The following is a 2,529-nucleotide window of genomic DNA, read 5'->3' as shown; positions in this document are numbered from 1 at the left end:
CAGTGAGAATTCAATCGGGCTTTAGCCCACTGATTTCGCCTGAGATCTGTAAGCGCGCAGCGAACCCATCTTGACCACAGCGCAGCGACTGCGGCCGGGAATCAAAGAGATGGAAGGTGCGGCTGCCAGCGGTGCGGCAGCAGCTCATGAATCTGACTTGCTCGTTGTGTTGGCAGGCGCGTCAGGACATCCTTGAGATAGGCATATGGATCATGCCCATTGAGTTTGGCACTCTGGATCAGACTCATCACCGCAGCACCACGCTTGCCCGCACGCAGTGAACCGGCGAACAACCAGTTGTTACGCCCAATGGCAATCGGACGAATCTGGTTCTCGATATGGTTGTTATCCACCGGCAGCTGGCCGTCACCGACAAAGCGCGTAAGTGCAGACCAGCGACGCAGGCTGTAATCCAGCGCTTTTGCCGTAGCCGTTCCATCCGTGATCTTCTGCCGATTGAGGATCATCCACTGATGCAAGGCATCCAGCAGTGGTTTTGATTTCTCCTGGCGTATTCGCCTTCGCTCATCGGGAAGCAGTTCTTTAACTTCGCGCTCAATGTCGTAAACCCTGGCAATTTGCTCCAGCGCACTGTGTGCGATCTGACTCTTGTTGCTGGCATGCAGGTCAAAGAACTTGCGCCGGGCATGGGCCAGGCAACCGACTTCGGTCACACCCTGGGTCATGAGTTGCTTGTAGCCACTGAAGTCGTCACACACCAGGCTACCGCGCCAGTCACCCAGAAACACCTTGGCATTCTCACCAGAGCGGGATTCGCAGAAGTCATAGACCACCGCCCTGGTGTCCTCAAAGACACCCGCAGCGTAAGCCCACAGGTAAGCGCGGTGGGTCTTGCCACTGCCGGGCTGGAGCACCTGCACCGGAGTCTCATCGGCGTGCACGACGCTGTGCAGCAAGATGTCGGCCTTCAGTGCATCAACCAGGGGTTGTAGCTGCACGCCACAACTGCCCACCCAGGCTCCCAGCGTGGAGCGGGCAATGGCCAAACCGGCACGACCAAAGATGGCCTCCTGACGGTACAGAGGTAGATGATCGGCAAACTTGGCCACCAGCACCTGGGCCAGCAGACCCGTTGTGGGAATGCCTTTGTCGATGATGTGCGCATCAACCGGGGCCTGAATCAGCGTTTCGCACTTGGCACACGCCCATTTGCCGCGGACATGGCGCTCCACACTGAAGACGCCAGGCTGGTAGTCCAGCTTCTCGGCGACATCTTCACCGATGCGCTTCATCTGGCAGCCGCAAGCGCAGGTGGTCGAATCGGGTTCATGCCTGATCTCGATGCGGGGCAAATTCGCTGGCAGTGGCTGGCGTTTGGGCTGTTCCTTGACGCGCGGCGCAGGCGCATCGGTGACCTGGAGTTGTTCGATCTCATCATTGACGGCCTGCAGGTCCTCATCGAGGGTTTCTTCCAGCAGGCTTCTTTGCTCGGCGCTGAAGCGCTCGCTCTGGGCGGCAAACTTCAGGCGTTTGAGCATGGCGTTCTCATGCGTGAGCTTGTCGATGGTGGCTTGCTTGAAGGTCACCGTCTTGAGCAGGGACTGCACCACTTCGCGCAGTTCGTCTGCGCTCATGTGGGGGAGTTGCTCAGTAGCGATCACCATGAAACGCAGTGTCTCATTGATGAACAAAATTCACCATCGGTGCTTGTCCTAATTGACTTGTGCGCTATGTATTTGGATGATTCAAACCATTGTGATGATGCCAGCATCGCCCAAGCGCTGCCAGGGCAGTCCCAGCACCAAAGCATCGAATTGGACGCGGTTCAGACTCACTTGTTGGCTTGCACTTCCCATTGGCCAGGCAAATTTGCCCTGGTGCAGTCGGCGTGCTGCCAGCCAGATGCCCATGCCGTCGTGCACCAGCACTTTCATGCGGTTGGCGCGTCTGTTGGCAAAAAGGTAGGCTGTGTGCGGATGGGCAGCACCAAACACGCACACCACCCTGGCCAAGGCGGTATCGGTGCCAGCTCGCATGTCCATGGGGGCTGTTGCCAGCCAGATGGTATCGATGCGGATCACTTGAGAATCGCCCGCGTCCATTGCACCAAGTCGCCAGCGGCGCTGATGGGCCAGGTGACGATCATCGAGATGTTGCCTTTGTGAAGTTCTACCTTGATGTCGCAGGCTGTGGGTTCCATGGCGGTGGGCAGCTTCAAAGCGATGAAGGCAGGGGCAGGTGAAGCTAACACTGCCGACCCAGATGAACTTGCAGCGACAAGTTGGTGGCACCCATTTCGTTCATGTTCTTTGAGCCAGCGGTGCAGCACGTTGGCATTCATGCCATGGCCTCTGGCTATGGCAGCAATGGAAGCACCCGGTTGCTGGCAGGCCGCAACCAGCTCGGCTTTGAACTGGCGTGTGTAGGTCCGGTGGGTGCGCCGGGTCGAATAGCTGGCAAGGTCTGGTTCTTTGAGCATGGTGTGCACGATGGGTTGCGTGCACACGATCTTGCGAGATGTGAGACCTCAATTCAAGGTGGGTTCACTGGGCGCTTACCGATCAAGGA

Annotated in this window: 4 protein-coding genes; 1 reads left to right on the top strand and 3 read right to left on the bottom strand. The window is 57.8% G+C overall.

Annotated elements, in window-relative coordinates; genetic code table 11:
• Positions 1–101: 101 nt before the first annotated feature.
• The 3 genes from PHF15_RS16945 to PHF15_RS16935 form a co-directional block, all read right to left on the bottom strand.
• Positions 102–1,595: an IS66 family transposase gene (locus PHF15_RS16945; RefSeq protein WP_300123051.1), complete on the bottom strand. Its 1,494-nt coding sequence runs from the start codon at positions 1,593–1,595 to the stop codon at positions 102–104.
• 111 nt (positions 1,596–1,706) lie between these two features.
• Positions 1,707–2,042: an IS66 family insertion sequence element accessory protein TnpB gene (tnpB, locus tag PHF15_RS16940; protein ID WP_300123048.1), complete on the bottom strand. Its 336-nt coding sequence runs from the start codon at positions 2,040–2,042 to the stop codon at positions 1,707–1,709.
• Positions 2,039–2,362, bottom strand: a complete 324-nt coding sequence (locus PHF15_RS16935) for a transposase (RefSeq protein ID WP_300123053.1) — start codon at positions 2,360–2,362, stop codon at positions 2,039–2,041. The genes tnpB and PHF15_RS16935 overlap by 4 nt, the downstream gene beginning before the upstream one ends.
• Here PHF15_RS16935 and PHF15_RS16930 point away from each other — a divergent pair.
• Positions 2,264–2,529: hypothetical protein (locus PHF15_RS16930; RefSeq protein WP_300123055.1), on the top strand; the 266-nt coding region annotated here is incomplete at its 3' end. The genes PHF15_RS16935 and PHF15_RS16930 overlap by 99 nt on opposite strands.

The sequence above is a fragment of the Rhodoferax sp. genome, from assembly GCF_028689295.1.
GTDB lineage: Bacteria > Pseudomonadota > Gammaproteobacteria > Burkholderiales > Burkholderiaceae_C > Rhodoferax.
This window is presented reverse-complemented; position numbering and strand designations above follow the sequence as displayed.

Excerpts from the sequence above, each read along its gene's own strand:
- PHF15_RS16945 (WP_300123051.1), bottom strand. The coding sequence starts at position 1,595 with ATGAGCGCAGACGAACTGCGCGAAGTGGTGCAGTCCCTGCTCAAGACG.